The 16,494-nt window shown below is 68.3% G+C and carries 15 protein-coding genes and 1 pseudogene; 4 read left to right on the forward strand and 12 right to left on the reverse strand.

Features of this window, described 5'->3' with window-relative positions; translation table 11 throughout:
* The first annotated feature begins 71 nt into the window (after positions 1-71).
* Together AC1DW3_RS21615 and AC1DW3_RS21620 are read left to right on the forward strand one after the other, a co-directional pair.
* Positions 72-2,246 (forward strand): hypothetical protein, encoded by a 2,175-nt coding sequence (locus AC1DW3_RS21615; protein WP_477934727.1) that lies wholly within the window; start codon positions 72-74, stop codon positions 2,244-2,246.
* 35 nt (positions 2,247-2,281) lie between these two features.
* A pseudogene (locus AC1DW3_RS21620) lies at positions 2,282-2,581 on the forward strand (VanZ family protein); the annotation flags it as partial.
* A 61-nt stretch (positions 2,582-2,642) separates the two neighbouring features.
* Here AC1DW3_RS21620 and AC1DW3_RS21625 read toward each other — a convergent pair.
* The 3 genes from AC1DW3_RS21625 to AC1DW3_RS21635 are packed head-to-tail and all read right to left on the reverse strand — an operon-like array spanning position 2,643 to position 5,421.
* A complete protein-coding gene (locus AC1DW3_RS21625; protein ID WP_477934729.1) occupies positions 2,643-3,953 on the reverse strand; it encodes a TRAP transporter large permease in 1,311 nt (436 codons plus the stop codon).
* A complete protein-coding gene (locus AC1DW3_RS21630; RefSeq protein WP_477934731.1) occupies positions 3,950-4,405 on the reverse strand; it encodes a TRAP transporter small permease in 456 nt (151 codons plus the stop codon). Before AC1DW3_RS21630 ends, AC1DW3_RS21625 begins: the two co-directional genes overlap by 4 nt.
* Positions 4,402-5,421, reverse strand: coding sequence for a TRAP transporter substrate-binding protein (locus AC1DW3_RS21635; protein ID WP_477934733.1), 1,020 nt, complete (start codon positions 5,419-5,421; stop codon positions 4,402-4,404). Before AC1DW3_RS21635 ends, AC1DW3_RS21630 begins: the two co-directional genes overlap by 4 nt.
* 160 nt (positions 5,422-5,581) lie before the next feature.
* On the opposite strand from AC1DW3_RS21635, the gene egtB reads away from it, so the two are divergent.
* Positions 5,582-6,745, forward strand: coding sequence for an ergothioneine biosynthesis protein EgtB (gene egtB, locus AC1DW3_RS21640; RefSeq protein WP_477934735.1), 1,164 nt, complete (start codon positions 5,582-5,584; stop codon positions 6,743-6,745).
* Entirely contained in the window at positions 6,742-7,719 is a 978-nt protein-coding gene (gene egtD, locus AC1DW3_RS21645) for an L-histidine N(alpha)-methyltransferase (RefSeq protein WP_477934737.1), read from the forward strand. The genes egtB and egtD overlap by 4 nt, the downstream gene beginning before the upstream one ends.
* Positions 7,720-7,724: 5 nt before the next feature.
* Here egtD and AC1DW3_RS21650 read toward each other — a convergent pair whose 3' ends face one another.
* From AC1DW3_RS21650 to AC1DW3_RS21690, 9 genes are all read right to left on the reverse strand, one after another.
* Positions 7,725-8,282, reverse strand: coding sequence for a GNAT family N-acetyltransferase (locus AC1DW3_RS21650; RefSeq protein ID WP_477934739.1), 558 nt, complete (start codon positions 8,280-8,282; stop codon positions 7,725-7,727).
* 177 nt (positions 8,283-8,459) lie between these two features.
* Positions 8,460-8,813: a hypothetical protein gene (locus tag AC1DW3_RS21655; RefSeq protein WP_477934741.1), complete on the reverse strand. Its 354-nt coding sequence runs from the start codon at positions 8,811-8,813 to the stop codon at positions 8,460-8,462.
* Positions 8,814-8,961: 148 nt separating this feature from the next.
* Complete coding sequence (gene urtE, locus AC1DW3_RS21660) at positions 8,962-9,654, reverse strand: urea ABC transporter ATP-binding subunit UrtE (protein ID WP_477934821.1); 693 nt, start codon at positions 9,652-9,654, stop codon at positions 8,962-8,964.
* A 1-nt stretch (position 9,655) separates the two neighbouring features.
* The gene (gene urtD / locus AC1DW3_RS21665; protein ID WP_477934743.1) at positions 9,656-10,489 is read right to left on the reverse strand and encodes an urea ABC transporter ATP-binding protein UrtD; all 834 of its coding nucleotides are present in this window, start codon (positions 10,487-10,489) and stop codon (positions 9,656-9,658) included.
* On the reverse strand, positions 10,486-11,532 hold the full coding sequence (gene urtC / locus AC1DW3_RS21670; protein ID WP_477934745.1) for an urea ABC transporter permease subunit UrtC: 1,047 nt from the start codon (positions 11,530-11,532) through the stop codon (positions 10,486-10,488). Before urtC ends, urtD begins: the two co-directional genes overlap by 4 nt.
* Positions 11,529-13,070 carry an urea ABC transporter permease subunit UrtB gene (gene urtB / locus AC1DW3_RS21675; RefSeq protein ID WP_477934747.1) on the reverse strand — a complete coding sequence of 514 codons (1,542 nt, stop codon included), beginning with the start codon at positions 13,068-13,070 and terminating at the stop codon, positions 11,529-11,531. Before urtB ends, urtC begins: the two co-directional genes overlap by 4 nt.
* A gap of 113 nt (positions 13,071-13,183) precedes the next feature.
* On the reverse strand, positions 13,184-14,434 hold the full coding sequence (gene urtA / locus AC1DW3_RS21680; protein WP_477934749.1) for an urea ABC transporter substrate-binding protein: 1,251 nt from the start codon (positions 14,432-14,434) through the stop codon (positions 13,184-13,186).
* Between the two features lie 217 nt (positions 14,435-14,651).
* On the reverse strand, positions 14,652-15,404 hold the full coding sequence (locus AC1DW3_RS21685) for a LytR/AlgR family response regulator transcription factor (RefSeq protein WP_477934751.1): 753 nt from the start codon (positions 15,402-15,404) through the stop codon (positions 14,652-14,654).
* A gap of 73 nt (positions 15,405-15,477) precedes the next feature.
* A complete protein-coding gene (locus tag AC1DW3_RS21690; protein WP_477934753.1) occupies positions 15,478-16,494 on the reverse strand; it encodes a sensor histidine kinase in 1,017 nt (338 codons plus the stop codon).

The following is a 16,494-nucleotide window of genomic DNA, read 5'->3' on the forward strand; positions in this document are numbered from 1 at the left end:
AGGAACCCACGCCCCCTCCTCCGCCCGAACCGCCCTCCGCCGCGCCCGCAGCCGAGGGCGATGTGCCGTGGATGCTGTATCTGCTGCGCGTGCTGGGGCTGTGCGCCTTCCCGGTCGGCATCGTCATCGCCGGCATCGCCGTGCTGCTGGGGCTGGAGCAGGCCCGCGAGACGCTGCTGTCGCTGGAGGTGGGCAGCGCGCAGACGGCCGTTCTCGTCTTCGCCTTCGGCCTGTGGCTGCTGCTGGCCTGGTATGTGAGCCGGCTGCTGCTGGACCGCCGCTTCAAGCCCGACACGCTCGGCGAGTGCATGAACCCGCGCTTTGCCGAACGCCTGCGCCGCTGGCTGCCACGCGGGCTCATCCTCGGCGGCGGCCTGCCCATCGCGGCCTTCTTCCTGATGCAGGAGCGTGAACGCCTCATCGGCGTCGGCCTGTTGGCGGTGACGCTGGCCCTCTATCTTTTCGTCTGGAAGCGCCGTGCCTGGCTGCTCAAGCTCGGCACGGGCTCGCGGCTGGCGCGCCTCCTCGCACTCGACGGCCGGCGCGAGGCCATCGCCCTGCTGGAGCGCGAGGACCGCATGGGCACGCCGTCGCGCGTCCTCATCGCCTTGGTGCTGCTGCTGCAATGGGGCCTGTTCGCCGCCCTCGTGACCTGGCCCGAGGCCACGGCGCGCGCCATCGGCTCGCCGGCCCTGGTGCTGCTGGCCATGGGCAGTTGGATCGTCTTCGGCGGCATCCTGCTGACCTATGTGCCCAAGGCGCTGATCCGCATGCCGCTCACCGCCCTGCCGGTGCTGCTCTTCGTGGCCTTCGCGCCGCTGAACGACAACCACCGCGTGGCCGACCCCGACCGCAGTGCGCGCAGCGCCGTCGCGCCCCGTCAGCCGGCCGACGCCTGGCTGCAGGCCTGGATGAGCAGCGTCGGTGCCGACGGCAAACGCCCCCTCGTGCTCGTCGCCGTGGCCGGCGGCGCCTCGCGTGCCGCGTACTGGGGCAGCGCCTCGCTGGCGCGCCTGCAGGAGCTGGGCGAACTGCAAGGCGTCAACTTCGCCGACTCCGTCTTCGCCATCAGCGGCACCTCCGGCGGGGCCCTGGGTGCGGCCAGCTTCGTCGCCGCCGTGGACGCGCGCCGCCAGGCCATCGACGCCGCTCAATGCACGCCCTGGAAGCTGGTGCGCGACTTCACGGGTCGCGATCACCTCGCCACGCCGGTGGGCGACATGCTCTACCCCGACCTCGTGCAGCGCTTCCTGCCCGTGGCCGTTGCCGGTGCGGACCGCTCACTCGGCCTGGAGCGTGCCTGGACGCGTGACTGGCCGCAGAGCCTGGCCCGCCAATGCCCACTGCGCCCGACGGCCCGCCCCAACCCCTGGGCCGAGCCGGTGACGGCCCTGCACGGCCGTGCCACCCCGGCCGAATGGCTGCCGCTGCTGGCCCTGAACACGACGGCCCTGTCGCGCGGCCAGCGTGTCTACCAATCCGACTTCCTGCTGGCCAATGGCGACGGCATCGACCTGCTCGACCCCTCGCTCGGCCTGGATGTAGACCGCATGACGCTGGCCCAGGCCGTGCACAACAGCGCGCGCTTCCCCTACATCAGCCCGGCAGCGGCTGTGATCTTCAAGGAGGCGCACAAGGACGAAGAGAACGGCGATGTCGGCCGCGTCTGGGACCGCCTGGGTGACGGCGGCTATGTGGAGGCCAGCGCGACACTGACCCTCTCCGATCTCTTGCGCGACCTGGAGGCCAGCGGCCGGCTCAAGGTCTGCAAGCCCGAGGACGACTGCGCCCGCCAGGGCATCCTGGACCGCTCGCGGCTGCGCCTGCTGCTGCTGGGCAACACGCCGGCCCTGGTCGACGACTGGCTGTGCCGTGACGCGCCCACGGCCGCCGATGCCCAGCCGCTGGACGGGCGCCGCTACCGCGCGACGCATATGGGCCTGAACGAGGTCGTCGCACCGGCCCAAGGCATCCTGAACAGCAACGGCGCCCGCGGCCGGGATTCGACCGTCGAGCTCATCAAGCGCATCGGCGGCTGCGGCCAGGTGGCGGAGTTGCGCCTGCCCGCCGTGCCGAGCCAGCGCCAGCCCTCGATGAACTGGATGCTGAACTCGGACTCGCGTGCACTGATCGACGCGGCCCTGATGGAGAAACTCAACCCGACGGACCCGGGCGTCGGTGCGGCCCAGGCCCAGCTGGCGGCCCACCTGCGCCAGGCCAAGGCCTGGATGCTGCAAATGAAGTGAGGGCCGCAGGCGGGCACGCCACAATGCCGCCCGCCATGCCCAAGCTGATCCTGAATCTCTGCACCGCCCCCGAGCACCGCGTTCTGTGGCGCGCCCTGCTCGCCGTGCTGCTCATCGTCATCACCTGGCTGGCCCTGAGCCCGGTGCCACCCAAGACCCTCACCACCGGCTGGGACAAGTCCAACCACGCCCTCGCCTTCGCCGCGCTGGCCTTCAGCAGCGTCTGGGCGCTGTGGCAGCGGCCGCGGCAGTGGATCTGGCTGGCGATTGCGCTGGTCGGCTACGGCATCGCCATCGAGATCGCGCAGAGCTTTCTGCCGCCGCGCGAGGCCGATTGGCACGACGTGGTGGCCGACAGCGTCGGCATTGCCCTCGGCCTGGCCGTGGCCTGGTTCGTCACAGCCAGCGCAGCACGCCGACGCTGACGGCGGGCACGAAGAGCAGCAGCAGCAGCCTCAGCACGTCGCTGGCCAGGAAGGGCATGACGCCCTTGTAGGTCTCGTTCATGGGCACCTCGCGCGCCATGCCGTTGACGACATAGACGTTCAGCCCCACCGGCGGCGCCAGCATGCCGATGCCGACCGTCATCAGCACCAGGATGCCGAACCAGATCGCCTTGGGCTCGGCCGCCAGGCCCCAGAGGTCCAGGCCCATGATGGTCGGGAAGATGACGGGGATGGTCAGCAGCAACATGGACAGTTCGTCCATCACGCAGCCGAGCACGACGTAGAAGGCCAGCACGCCGGCCACGATGGCCAGCGGCGGCACCGGCAGGCCGCCCACCCATTGCGCCAGATGCGTYGGCATCTGCGTCAGGGCCAGGGCCGAATTCATCATGTCGGCGCCGAGGAAGATCATGAAGACCATGGCCGTCGTCTCGGCCGTGCCGAGCAGCGCACGCTTGAGCCCTTCGCCGCGCAGCTCGCCCGACAGCAGGCCGCTCGTCAGCGTCGCCAGCGCGCCGATGGACGCGCCCTCGGTCGGGCTGAACAGGCCGCCATAAATGCCACCGAAGACGACGACGAAGATGGCCAGCAGCGGCCACACGCCCAGCAGAGCCCGCCAGCGTTCGCTCCAGCTGTGGCGCGGCCCCGGCACGGCCAGGTGGGGCCGCAACCGGCAGGTGATGGCGATGACGGCGAGATAACCCGCCGTTGCGATCAGGCCCGGGATGAAGGCCGCGGCGAACAGCTTGGCGATGTTCTGCTCGGTCAGGATGGCATAGACGATCAGCGGCACCGAGGGCGGGATCAGGATGCCGAGCGTGCCGCCGGTGGCGAGCACGGCGGTCGACAGCCGCCCGTGATAGCCGGCCGCCTTCATCTCGCCATAGGCCACCTGGGTGATGGTGGCGCAGGTGGCCACCGACGAGCCGCAGACCGAGCCGAAGGCGGCCGAAGCCAGGATGGCGGCGAAGGCCAGGCCGCCGCGCCAATGCCCGACCCAGGCCGCCGCGGCGCGGAACAGCGCCTTCGACAGCCCACCTTGCGTCGCGAACTGGCCCATCAGCAGGAAGAGCGGGATGACGGACAGCTCATAGACCGTCAGGCGGGCGACGGCCGAGCCCTTGATGAGGTTGAGCAGGGCCGCGTCGCTGCTCATCCAGGCATAGCCCAGCGCGCCGGGAATGAACATGGCCGCGGCGATGGGCACGCGCAGGGCCATCAGCGCGAGCATCAGGCCGAAGATGACGAGCCCGAGGGTCATCGCCTCACCGCCTGCGCCACCGCGATCACCGCCGTCAACGCCAGCCCCGGCGCCAGGATGGCATAGGCCCACCACATCGGCAGGCCCAGGATCATGGTCTGCTCGCCGGCCTCGTCGATGGCCACGGCGCCCATGCCGGTGCGCCAGGCCAGCAGGCCCAGCATGACGGCCAGCAGCAGCGCGCCGAAGCGGTCCAGCCCCCCGTTGACGCGCTCGGGCGCGGCCTGGGTGAAGAAGTCCACGATGATGTTGCCGCGCCTGAACTGGCACCAGGGCAGGCATAGCGCGATGGCCAGCGCGACGCCGATCTGGCTCAGCTCGATGTCGCCCGGGATGGGATGCGCGAACAGGTTGCGGCCGATGACGCTCCACAGCGTCATGCCCGCCACCAGCAGCGCGCACAGGCCGCCCAGCAGCGCGAAGGCCGCCGCCAGCTTCTCAAGCCATTTCACTTCTTGTACTTGGCCAACAGCGCCTGGGCCTCGCTCAACATCTGCTTGCCGGGCAGGCCGCGCTTGTCCATGTCGGCGGCCCAGTCGTCGTAGAGCGGGTGGCTGGCCTTGATCCAGTTGTCCACCTCGGCGGCAGGCACCGTGTAGAAGACATTGCCGCGGTCTACCGCCGGCTTGCGACCGGGCGCCTGGCTGGCGTCCCAGGTGCGGCCCGCGGCCTGCGACAGCGCGGCGCCGGAGTTCCTGTCGATGACGGCTTTCAGGTCGGCCGGCAGGCTGTCGTAGCGCGCCGGGTTCATGGCCAGCACGAAGACCGCGCTGTACAGGGCCGGCCGGCTGGGGTCGGTCTCGGTGTGGTACTTGACCATCTCGTGCAGCTTGACCGATGGGATGACCTCCCAGGGCAGCGCAAAGCCGTCGATGGTGCCCTTGCTGACGGCATCGGCCACGGCGGGCAGCGGCATGCCCACGGGCGAGGCGCCCAGGCTGCTGAGCAGCTTGTTGGTCTGGCGCGTCGGCGCGCGCAGCTTCAGCCCCTTGAAGTCGGCCAGGGTCTTGATCTGGCGTTCCCGCGTGTGCAGATAGCCCTCGTCATGCGTGGCGAACATCAGCGGCTTGACGGTCGCGAACTCCTTGACGGCGTATTTGCCGTAGAAATCCCAGGCCGCGCGCGAGGCGGCCTCGGCCGAGTTCGTCATGAAGGGCAGCTCGAACACCTCCATGATGGGGAAACGCCCGGCCGTGTAGCCCGGCAGCGTGAAGGCGATGTCGACGACACCATCCTTGACCTGGTCGATGAGCTGGGCCGGCGTGCCGCCCAGCTGCATGGCCGGGTAGACCTGGCATTTGAGGCGATTGCCCGAGTCGGCGGCGATCTTGTCGCACCAGGGCGCCAGGATCTGTGTCGGTGGCATGGCGCCAGGCGGCCAGAAGTGATGCACCTTGAGCGTGATCGGCTCGTTGGCCTGCACCGCGGTCGCGGCCAGCAGGCCGGCGATGAAGGCGATTGCTTTCATGCCCGGTCTCCTTGTTGTGTGCCTTCATCCTAGGGGATGTGAAAACGCCGAGCCCTCCGCAGCCACCCTAGGCCGAACGTGGGGGGCACCGGCCTCGTCCTACAGCCAAAGCCCCTGCACTGACATACCGTTGGCAGCAGCTTGCGATACGGTTCCACCCATGTTGTCCGACCTTCTCCGCGCCACCCGCGCCCAGTCGTTGGCACTGGCCGCGCCGCTGTCCGACGAGGATGCTCAGCTGCAGTCCATGCCCGACGCGAGCCCCGCCAAATGGCATCTGGCGCACACGACCTGGTTTTTCGAGACCCTGGTGCTGCTGCCGTATCTGCCCGACTACGAAGTCTTCGACGAGCGCTGGCCGTGCCTGTTCAACTCCTATTACGAGAGCCTGGGCCCGCGCCATGCCCGCCCGCAGCGCGGCCTGCTGAGCCGGCCGTCGCTGGATGAAGTGAAGGCGTATCGCGCCCATGTCGATGCGGCGCTGGCCGATCTGCTGCCTCAATTGAAAAATTCGGCCGCCGACGAGGCCCGCCGCCTCATCGAATTGGGCTGTCACCACGAGCAGCAGCACCAGGAGCTGTTGCTGACCGACATCCTGCATGCCTTTTCCTGCAACCCGCTGCYGCCGGCCTATGACGCCTCAGCGCCGCAGAAAGCGATAGCGCCGGATCAGGTCTGGCTGAAGCACGCAGGCGGCATCGTCGACGTCGGCCATGGGGGCGACGGCTTCGCCTTCGACAACGAGGGCCCTCGCCACCAAGCCCTGGTGACGCCCTTTGAGATCAGCAACCGCCTCGTGACCTGCGGCGAATACGCCGACTTCATCGCCAGCGGCGGCTACCGCGAGCCCCTGCTGTGGCTGTCCGACGGCTGGGCCACCGTACAGGCCCAGGGCTGGCAGCGGCCGGCCTACTGGCAGGAAGACGGCAGCGTCTTCGGCCTGCATGGCGTGCAGCCCCTGGACCCGGGCGCGCCCGTCATGCAGCTCAGCTTCTACGAGGCCTGTGCCTTTGCCGAATGGGCTGGCGCACGGCTGCCGACCGAGTTCGAGTGGGAGGCCGCATCGGCCCTGCAAGGTTTCCACCAGGCGGCCGACCAAGCCTGGGGAGCTTGGCAATGGACGCGCTCCAGCTATGCGCCCTACCCCGGCTTCAAGCCGGCGGCAGGCGCGGTGGGTGAATACAACGGCAAGTTCATGGTCGGCCAGCAGGTGCTGCGCGGCGGCAGCCTCGCCACGCCAACCGGCCATGCGCGGCCGAGTTACCGCAATTTCTTTCCGCCAGCCGCGCGCTGGCAATTCAGTGGATTGAGGCTCGCAAGATGAAACCAGGAATCGAATGGCGCCAGCCGCGAGCGGCGGCCGACAACGAACAGTTTGCAGACGACCTGCATGCGGCGCTGAGCCGCGCGCCCAAGGCGATCTCGCCCAAATACTTCTACGACGAGACTGGCTCCAAACTCTTCGAGCAGATCTGCGACCTGCCCGAGTACTACCCGACGCGCACCGAGCTGTCGCTGCTGCAGGCACATGCCGCCGACATGGCCGCGCAGATGGGCGGCCAGGTGCAGCTCGTCGAATACGGTGCCGGCGCGCTGCGCAAGGTGCGCCTGCTGCTGGACGCCATCCCGCGCGACAGCGTGCAGTTCGTGCCCGTGGACATTTCCGGCCCGCATTTGCTGGCCGCCTGCGACGGCCTGGCGGGCGACTACCCGGGCCTGGCCATCCAGCCGCTGGTGGCCGACTTCACGCGGCCACACACGCTGCCGCCCTGCCCCGACGGCAGCCGCCGCGTCGGCTTCTTCCCGGGCTCCAGCATCGGCAATTTCACACCGGCCGAGGCCGACGCCTTCCTGCGCCTGGCCGCCGGCGAGCTGGCCGGTGGCGGCCTGCTGATAGGCGTCGATCTCGTGAAGGACCACGATGTGCTGCACGCGGCCTACAACGACGCAGCGGGTGTCACGGCGGCCTTCAACCTCAATGTATTGAAGCGTGCCCGCCAGGAACTGGGCGCCGAGTACCCGCCCGACGGCTTCGAGCACCTGGCCTTCTACAACCCCGCCTACCGCCGCATCGAGATGCATCTGCGCGCGACCCGGCCGCTGGAGCTGCGGCTGGGTGATGAGGTCTACGCGTTCAGCGAGGGCGAGACCCTGCATACCGAACATTCGCACAAATACACCGTGTCAGGCTTCCAGGCCCTGGCCGAACGCGCGGGCTTCAGGCCGGGCAAGGTGTGGACAGACGCGAACGGGTGGTTTGYGGTGCTGTGGCTGGAGGCGGCGCAAGGCGGCGAATAGAGCGCCTAGACGTTGTGGCGCAGGAACATGCACCACAACGTCGCGTCACCCAGGCGGCCTCGGCCGGTCTGCTCAAAGCCAGCGCGTTCGTAGAAGCTGACATTCGTTGGATTTGCCGTCTCCAGGTAGACGCCGGCAGACAGCGGGTCCGCAGCCGAGAGTTCGCAGAAGGACCGCAGCAACTGCATCCCGACGCCTCGCCCCTGCAGGGCCGGGTCCAGGCCGAGCACGCCGAGGTAGTAGTGGGGCACGGTCGGCTTGCTCTTGTCGGCGATCTCGTCGTAGATTGCCATGCGCTCGCTCAGGCCGGGAATAGTGTTCTCGAAACGGTCCCAGTCATCCGCAAAGCGCTTCGGCCATTCGGGCCGGGCTGTGGTGTAGCCCATCGCCGCGCCGTGAATGCCGATCGAATCTCGCGCCATGAGCACCGGCATGCCGAGAGCGAGGCGCGCCCCCATCAGCAGCGCGAAGAACCAGCTCACGCGCTCGTGATAGCCCGCCCCCGTCTGGAGCAGAAAACCAGTGATCGGGTCGTCCGCAAAGGCCGTGGCCAGGCAGCTCACGGCGGGCTCGATGTCGGACGGGGTCGCAGCAGTGATTCGCATGGCACCTCTGAGTTGCAGGACATCCCGCGGGGGCTCACTGGCGGCGATGCTCAGATCGCCGGCCCCGCCGCATGCCATCAGTGGCCATGCTAGCCCTGCGCATGACGATCTCACGTCGCGCCGGGCTGCCTTTGATCAGTCGTCAACATGCGGCACCTTGCTGCGCAAGACGCCGAATGAAATGAGTCCACCGAGGCCTGGAACCAGCAGCGGCAGGATGGCGTAAACAACCCAACTTTTCCCGGCGCGTGCAGCCGCCACGCCGAGGAAGACATAGGCCAACACCAGCAACACCAAGATGACGATCGGCACCAGCGCAGCCCAACCAGCCCCGACAAAGGCAGCACCGAAGTAGCTGACAAGGCATGCCGCAAAACAGTTCCGGGCGTGATTCAGCGCTGTGTTGGCGCCAGGCAACTCCGCGTCCGAGACCGCCAGAGGTTTGGTGATCTCCGCTGGCGATGCCACCGTGCCATTCTCTTCAGACATTGCGCTCCTCCCGCTTCGGTCAACTCAGGTCGACGCCTACTTGTTCAGACCGAATTGTGGGCGAACCGAGCGCAATATCGGGGTAGGCAATCACAGGGTTCCACCGAGCGTGTGACACCTGCCTGAACCTGGCACGCATCGGCCAGCATCAGATCGCCAACCTCTCCCTCACCCCATCCGCCGCCATGTCCTTGCCCCGCCCGCGCATGACGATCTCGCCCCGCTGCATCAGCAAATACTGGTCGGCCAGCTCTTCGGCAAAGTCGTAGAACTGCTCGACYAGCACCACCGACAGTCCCTTGTCGTGGGCCAGGTGCTTGATGACGCGGCCGATGTCCTGGATGACGTTGGGCTGGATGCCCTCGGTCGGTTCGTCCAGCAGCAGCACCTTCGGCCCCGGTGCCAGCGCGCGGGCGATGGCGAGCTGCTGTTGCTGGCCGCCCGACAGGTCGCCGCCGCGGCGTGAGCGCATCTTCGCGAGCACGGGGAAAAGTTCGAACAGCTCGGGCGAGAGTGGTGTGCCGGCGGGTTGGCTGCTCAAACCCATCTGCAGGTTCTCGATGACCGACAGCCGGCCGAAGATCTCTCGGCCTTGCGGCACGTAGCCGAGGCCGGCGCGCACGCGCTGGTGGGTCTTGAGCTTGTTGATGGGCTCGCCGGCCAACGTGATGCTGCCTGAGGTAACGGGCACGACACCCATCAGGCTCTTCAGCAGCGTCGTCTTGCCGACGCCGTTGCGGCCCAGCACGACGGTGATCTCGCCGGGCTTCAAGTCGAAGCTCAGGCCACGCAGGATGTTGGAGCCGCCGTAGTGCTGGTGAAGCGACTCGACGCGAAGAATTTCATCGGCCAAGGTAGACCTCGATCACTTTTTCATCCGACTGGACGGCCACCATGGTGCCTTCGGCGAGCGTCTGGCCTTCGTGCAGCACGGTGACCGTGCGATGCGCGCCGGCCAGCGTCGCGACGAAAAGCATGTCGTGTTCGACGACCACGAGGGAATGCTTGCCTTCCAGGCTCAGGAAGAGTTCGGCGGTGCGCTCGGTTTCCTCGTCGGTCATGCCAGCCACGGGTTCGTCGAGCAGCAACAGCTTGGGGTTCTGGGCCAGCAGCATGCCGATCTCCAGCCACTGCTTCTGGCCGTGCGACAGCAGTCCGGCAACGCGGCCGCTTTCCTCGGCGAGGTGAACGGTCTTCAGCAGCTCATCCAACCTGTCGCGCTGCTCTCCGTTCAGCCTGGCACGCATCGCGAAGCGCGCGCGACGGTCCCCTGCCAGCGCCAGCTCGAGGTTCTCCGTCACCGTGAGCGCCTCGAACACCGTCGGCTTCTGGAACTTGCGGCCTATGCCCGCGCGGGCAATCTGCTGCTCGCTCATCAGGCGCAGGTTGAGGTTGCTGCCGAAGAAGATGCGGCCGCTGTCGGGCCGCGTCTTGCCGGTCAGGCAGTCCATCGTTGTCGTCTTGCCGGCGCCATTGGGGCCGATGACGCAGCGCAGCTCGCCCACGCCGACCGTGAACGACAGGCCGCCCAGCGCCTGGAAGCCGTCGAAGGCGACCTTCAGGTCTTCGACGTAGAGGGCCACGCCCTGGTTGAAGATGGGCTCGCCGGCCGTGGCGATGCGCGTCAGCGCGCGCGAGCGCGCCTCGGAACCGGCTTCGAGAAGTTCTGGCGTCATTTCTTGAACCTCCGCGCCAAGCCCATCAAGCCCTGCGGCAGGAACAGCGTCACCGCGATGAAGAGGCCGCCGAGGATGTAGAGCCAGCCCTCTGGCCACCAGGCCGTGAAGACCGATTTGGTGCCGTTGACGAAGAAGGCGCCCAGCACCGGCCCGATCAGCGTGCCGCGGCCGCCCACGGCCGCCCAGATGGCCATCTCGATGCTGGCCGCCGGGCTCATTTCRCCCGGGTTGATGATGCCGACCTGAGGCACATAGAGGATGCCGGCCAGGGCGCACATCAGCGCGGAGATGACGTAGGCACTGAGCTTGAACGCGACCGGGTCATAGCCGAGGAAGCGCACGCGGCCTTCGGCGTCGCGGATGGCCTGCAGGATGCGGCCCCAGCGGCTTTGCGTCAGCGCGCGGGCAATCAGGTAGCAAACGATCAGCGCCACACCACTGGCCACGCACAGGCCCACCTTCATGCCCGGCGTGTTCAGCGGCATGCCCGCGAGCCGCTTGAAGTCGGTAAAACCGTTGTTGCCGCCAAAGCCGGTCTCGTTGCGGAAGAAGAGCAGCATGGCCGCCACCGTCAGCGCCTGCGTGATGATGGAAAAGTAGACGCCCTGGATGCGCGAACGGAAGGCGAAGTAGCCGAACACCGCGGCCAGCAGGCCGGGCACCGCGAGCGCCAGGAAGATCTGGCCGACCAGCGAATCGCTGAGCGCCCAGTGCCAGGGCAGCTCCTTCCAGTTCAGGAAGACCATGAAGTCCGGCAGGTCCGACTGGTACTGACCTTCGCGGCCGATCTGGCGCATCAGATACATGCCCATGCCATAGCCGCCAAGGGCAAAGAAAAGCCCATGGCCCAGCGACAGGATGCCGCCGAAACCCCAGATGAGGTCCAAGGCCAGGGCACAAATGGCAAAGCAAAGAAACTTGCCGAGCAGGCCGACGTAGAACTCGCTGAGATGCAGCGCATGGCCGGGCGGGAAGGCCAGGTGCAGCAGCGGCACGAGCAGCAGCAGGACGGCCACCGCGATGAGAAGAGGCTTCTTCATTCGACCGACCTGCCCTTCAGCGCGAACAGGCCTTGCGGCTTCTTCTGGATGACGAGCACCAGCAGCATCAGCAGCGCGATCTTGGCCAGCACCGCGCCCTGCCAGCCCTCCAGCAGCTTGGACAGCACCCCCAGTCCCAGGCCGGCGTAGACGGTGCCGGCAAGCTGGCCCACACCGCCGAGCACGACCACCATGAAGGCATCGACGATGTAGCTCTGGCCCAGGTCGGGGCCGACGTTGCCGATCTGGCTAAGCGCGCAGCCGGCCAAGCCCGCGATGCCTGAGCCGAGCGCAAACGCCATCGTGTCAACCTTGGCGGTGTTGACGCCCACGCAGGCGGCCATGCGGCGGTTCTGCGTCACGCCGCGCACCATCAGGCCCAGGCGCGTCCTGGCCAGCAGCAGGGCCATGCCGCCCAGCACCAGGGCCGCGAAGGCGAGGATGGCGAGGCGGTTGTAGGGCAGCGTCAGATTGGGCAGCAGGGCCCAGCCACCGGACAGCCAGGTGGGGTTCTCCACCGCCACGTTCTGCGCGCCGAACAGCGTGCGCACGGCCTGCATCAGCACCAGAGAAATGCCCCAGGTCGCGAGCAGCGTCTCCAGCGGCCGGCCGTAGAGCCAGCGGATGACGGTGCGCTCCATGGCGGCACCCACCAGGGCGGCGGCGACGAAGCTCGCCGGCAGCGCAATCCACAGGTAGTAGTCGAAGGCCGCCGGCAGCCAGGCGCGGAAGCCCTGCTGCACGCAGTAGGTCGCGTAGGCGCCCACCATCAGCAGCTCGCCGTGGGCCATGTTGATGACGCCCATCAGGCCGTAGGTGATGGCCAGGCCCAGGGCCACCAGCAGCAGCACCGAGCCCAGGCTCAGGCCCGAGAACAGCAACTGGGCGCGCTCGCCCCAGGCGAGGCGGTCGCCGATCGCGGCTATCGTCGACTGCATCGCGGCCTTGGCGCCGGGGTCGGTCTCGGCGCCCAGTCTTTCCAGCAGCAGGGCGCGCGTCGCGGGGTCCGCGCTGCCGGCCAGCTCGGTCGCCGCGGCACGGCGCTGACCTGGATCGGTGGACGACAGCTTGGCGCCGGCCACCAGCGCGCTCAACTGGCTGCGCAGTTCCGTATCGGTCTCGGCAGCCAGCGCACGTTCGTACAGCGGCAGCTTGGCGGCGCTGGCGTCTTCACGCAGCGTCACCAGCGCCTTGGCGCGCGCATCGCGGTCCTTGGACAGCAAGGCCAGCCCCGCCAGCGCCGAGTCGATCTCGCGGCGCAGGCGGTTGTTCAGCATGGGCTCCTCACCGTCAGGTGGCGCGGCACCCTCGGCGGCCACGACCGCCTTGCCCTCGCGCAGCCGCACCCGGCCGTCGAGCAGGGCATGCAGATAGTCCGCCAGCGCCGGGTCAGCCTGGGCCACGGCCTCGTTGAGGGCGGCGACACGTTCGTCGCCCTCGCCCGCTGCGATGCGCGTGAGCAGCTCGGGGGGCAGCGCTGCCCAGGCTTGAAGGCCAGACAGCGCCAGCAGCCAACCGAAAAGAAGTCGCTTGATCATGAAGGCCCAGCCGAGTCAAAACCAGCGCGGTGCGACAGCACGCGCGCCTCTCCAGCGGGCACCACCCAACCCGGCCTGGCCGGTCGGGCGGCGCCCCGCAGCTTCGCTGCGGCTTACTTCGTGGGCTCGTCCTTCTTGCCCTTGTTCTCGGGGATGTAGGGGCTCCACGGCTGGGCCTTGACCGGGCCGGGCGTCTTCCACACCACGTTGAACTGGCCGTCCGCCTTCACTTCGCCGATGAAGACCGACTTGTGCAGGTGGTGGTTCTTCTCGTCCATCTTGGACGTGATGCCCGACGGCGCCGTGAAGGTCTGGCCGGCCATGGCGGCGATGACCTTGTCGGTGTCGGTGCTGCCGGCCTTCTTGACGGCCTGCGCCCACATGTTGATGCCGATGTAGGTGGCTTCCATCGGGTCGTTGGTCAGCGGCTTGTCCTTGTGGCCGGCGATGCCCTTGGCCTTGGCGTAGTCGCTCCACTTCTTGATGAAGGCGTCGTTGGCCGGCGCCTTGATCGACATGAAGTAGTTCCACGCGGCCAGGTGGCCTTGCAGCGGCTTGGTGTCCACGCCGCGCAGCTCTTCCTCACCCACGGAGAAGGCCACCACCGGCACGTCGGTCGCCTTCAGGCCCTGGTTGCCCAGTTCCTTGTAGAAGGGCACGTTGGAGTCGCCGTTGATCGTGGAGATGACGGCCGTCTTCTTGCCCTCGGCGGCGAACTTCTTGATCTTGGCGATGATGCTTTGATAGTCCGCATGGCCGAAGGGGGTGTAGTCCTCCATGATGTCGGCGTCGGGGATGCCCTTGCTCTTCAGGAAGGCGCGCAGGATCTTGTTGGTGGTGCGGGGGTACACATAGTCGGTACCCAGCAGCACGAAGCGCTTGGCGCCGCCACCGTCCTTGCTCATCAGGTATTCCACGGCGGGGATGGCCTGCTGGTTGGGCGCGGCACCCGTGTAGAAGACGTTCTTGCTCAGCTCCTCGCCCTCGTACTGCACCGGGTAGAACAGCAGGGAGTTGGTCTGCTCGAACACCGGCAGCACCGACTTGCGGCTCACCGAGGTCCAGCAGCCGAACACGACGGCGACCTTGTCCTGCGAAATGAGCTGCTTGGCCTTCTCGGCGAACAGCGGCCAGTTGGAGGCTGGGTCGACGGTGACGGGCTCGAGCTTCTTGCCGAGCAGGCCGCCCTTGGCGTTGATCTCGTCGATGGCCATCAGCACGGTGTCCTTCAACACCGTCTCGGAGATGGCCATGGTGCCGGACAGCGAGTGCAGCACGCCCACCTTGATGGTGTCGGCGGCAAAGGCGGTGGGGGCGAACAGGCTGGCGGCAGCGGCCAGCGCAAGGGCAGAACGGCGAAGCATCGGGAGTCCTCCGGGTTTTGGGGTGAGGGGGTCGAGTAGCCGGAAGGCAAGAGCGCAAGCCTCGTGCCAGCTTTGTGCACTTCGTCACACCCGCAACCGCCCTCCCCGTCGCACGGTTACCGCCCATGACAGCCCTGTCACGGTGCATTTCGCACCGTTGGTGTACTGCAGCATCGGGTCGGCGCACGGAAACGGGCCAGCCGCGCCCCGGTTTGATTCAGCCAGCCAGCCCGCGCAAGACCTGGGACCGGCTGCGGCTGACCATCAGCGCCCGGCCGTCCTTCAGCTCGGCGCTGAGCTGGCCGTTGGCCAGGCGCCGGAAGCGCGCCACCGCATCCAGGTTGACGATGCAGCCACGGTGGATGCGCACCCAGCGCTCGGCGTCCAGCCTCTCCTCCAGCCGCGCCAGCGCCAGGTGCAGCAGATGCTCGGCGCCGCCGGCATGCACGGCCACGTAGTCGCCCACGGCCTCGAAATGACTGACCTCGCTGACCGCCACCGGCACGATGGCCGCGCCGCTGCGCACGAAGAGCCGCGTCAGCGGCCCACGGCCCAGCAGTTCGGCCAGACGCTCCAGCGCCGGCGGGACGGGCTCGCCCAGGGCCGCACGCACGCGCTCCAAGGTGGCGTTCAGGCGCTCGGCACCAAAGGGCTTGAGCAGATAGTCCAGCGCGCCCAGCTCGAAGGCCGTGATCGCATGCTCGGCATGGGCCGTCGTGAAGATGACCAGCGGCGGCGTGCCGGACTCGGCCAGGCGGCGCAACACCTCGGTGCCCAGCAGACCCGGCATCTGGATGTCCAGGAAGACCAGCTCGGGCTTCAAGCGCTGGATCTCGGCCAGGGCCGCCGGGCCATCGGCCGCCTCGCCGATGCAGTGCAGCCAAGGCAGCCCACGCAGCAGATGGCGCAGGCCGGCGCGGGCGACGGGTTCGTCGTCGGCGATCAGGGCGGTGACGGCGGCTTCGCTCATTGGCGCACCCTTCGGCCTACGGCCTGTTCCGCCAAGCGGGAGCGAGCTTGCTTGGGGCGGCCCGACGCGGCGCTCACGCCTCGTCCTTCAGCGGCAGGCAAAGCTCGGCGCGCAGACCCTGGCCGGGCGCCGTCTGCACGGTCAGCGAAGCGCTGGCACCGTACAGCCAACCCAGCCGCTCGCGCAGCCGGCGCAGGCCGGTGCCGCCGGCCTCCAGTGCGGCGGGCTCGGCGCCCATGCCGTCATCCGCCGTGACGATCCTCAGGGTTTCGCCTTCGACACGCGCACTGACCCGCACCGTTGTCGCCTCCACCCGCGGCGCGGCGCCATGGCGCACCGCGTTCTCCACCAACGTCTGCAGCGCGAAGCTGGGCAGCAGCTCGTTCAGCGCCGCCTCCTCGAACTCGGTGACGACGCGCAGGCGCTCGCCAAATCGGATCGCCTCGATGTCCAGATACAGCTGCACGACCTTCCATTCCTCGCGCAGCGTGACCAGCTCGCGCGGGTTGTCGAAGCTCGCCCTCAGCAGGGCCGCGAGCTGCTCGGCCGCGCGCGTGGCGCGCTCGGGGTCCAGCGGGATCAGCTGCACCACCGTGTGCAGGGCGTTGAACAGGAAATGCGGGTGCAGCTGGGCCCGCAGCGCCGCGAGCTGGCTGCGCGCCTGCAGGGCCTCCAGCTCGGCATTGCGGGCGGCGGCGCGCTGGGCATAGGCAACGCCGGCAATCATCACGTAGAACCACACGCCGGTGACGAGGTAGGCCGCGATGCCAGGCCCGATCACCAGCACGGTGCGGCCCACCATGAGGCTCTCGACGGCGCTGTTGGCCAGCACCCAAGCCACGGCGTACAGGGCTGCACCCAGCGCATGCTTGGCCAGGAAGGCCAGCCGCATCGGATGCGGCCAGGGCAGGCGAGCGGTGACCCGGTGCACGACGAGGCCGAGCACGGCCGCCGTCGCCATGAGCCGCAGCGAGTAATGCAGCGCCTCATGAATGCCGGCGCCGTGCACCGTCATCATCAGCACCGCAAACAGCGCGGCCACCGGCAGCCAGCCGATCAGCCATTGCACCCAGATCCAGGCTCGCCCCAT

It is taken from the genome of Roseateles sp. P2_H4, assembly GCF_056403315.1.